Genomic DNA, 1,479 nt, shown 5'->3' with positions numbered 1-1,479 from the left:
TTGGCGCGGTAGCTGACACTACAAGGTCAGCAGGTTGAGACGAAATGTTAATCGGTGTGCTATCGAATACAATATTATTGTCGTTATCCAACTCAAAGACATTATTGCCGCTATCGGTGACAACAAAAGCATAGTATGTGCCACTTAAGCCATTAGGTAGCGTGAAAATAGCAGAATTATCGTAACTAGCGCCGATATCTAATGTACCAAAGCGACTACGTTCGCCCAGTTTGAAGTCTGTGTTGGTGTCTAGCTGGGTATCTGTTGACAAATAAAACGTGTCATTCCAAGAAGAGTTAGGTGTAGCAGTTGCGCCAAAGTTGGTAACGCGATAATTAATAGTTAGGGGACGACTAGCTGATGCTGTAGCGGGTGCATCAACAAACTCAACTTCTAAGTCTGGTGGTGGTGTGAGATTGATTTTCGTGGCTGTGGTATCGTAGCCAGTATTGTTGCTTTCAAAAGCATTCTCGTAAACCTGATTACCTGCATCAGTCCGCACGAAAAAGAAGAAATCACCGCTAACGCCAATTGGTAGAGTAACTGACTGGCTGAGGTTGTAACCAGTGCCTGCGTTCAGTATACCACTGCGGTTGAACCGTCCTAAAGAGCGATCGCCCCCATCCAATACATCATCGGTGGACATGAACACTTCGTCATACCAGGATGTCTCTAAGTTCTTACCTGTCCCTTCATTGGTAACTGTCCAAGTTAGAGTAAGCGGTTGTCCCGAAAAACCTTGAGCCGGGGCGTTAACTGCGGTAACTTGGAAATCAGGCGGTGGTGTCAAATCAACGTCTGTGGGGCCACCAACACCAAAATTGTCTCCCTCATTTTCAAATTCATAGACGTTATTATTCGCGTCTGTCTTCACCAGGAAGTAATAGTTACTATCAATACCTCTAGGCAACTTCACTGTCAAACTGTTGGTGTAACTTTCACCAACGTTGAGATAGCTGACATTGGTTGTTTGTCCTAAGTAAATATCAGTATCATCAAAGGTCGTATCTAAGGAAAGCCAAACATTATCATACCAGAAAGGTGCGCTGGTAGCCCCAGTGCCGTTATTGGTAACTGTCCATTGCACCACAGTTTCCTGACTGGAGAAGGCTGTGGGGGGAGCAGTCACATTGGATACTTGCAGATTGGGGAAAGGCGAGAGGCGAATTTGAGTGGAATTATCATCAATGCTGGTATTATTTGTTTCATTTTCTATGCCTTCTAGTACCTGATTATTGGCATCGGTAGAGATGACAACGCGGTAATTGCCACTTAACTCAATTGGTACAGTAATAAACTGACGGCGTTCTATGGATGCACCAGCAGCAATTGTGCCTGTGAAGCCAAAATTAGTAATGTAGCGATCGCTCCCAATTATGCCATCATTTGAAAGATAAGCATTATCTGTCCAGCTACCTGTAGCATCCGCAGTACCTTGGTTTGTAAGCGTCCAAACAATCTCAATCTGTTGTCCAGAAA

Annotated in this window: 1 protein-coding gene; it reads right to left on the bottom strand. The window is 44.4% G+C overall.

All coding sequences use genetic code 11. The annotated features are described in order from the left end of the window. On the bottom strand, positions 1–1,479 hold a 1,479-nt coding region (locus IQ246_RS29635; protein ID WP_194006846.1), incomplete at both ends, for a CARDB domain-containing protein.

Origin of the sequence: aff. Roholtiella sp. LEGE 12411 (genome assembly GCF_015206995.1) — a bacterium.
Lineage (GTDB): Bacteria > Cyanobacteriota > Cyanobacteriia > Cyanobacteriales > Nostocaceae > Komarekiella.
This window is presented reverse-complemented; position numbering and strand designations above follow the sequence as displayed.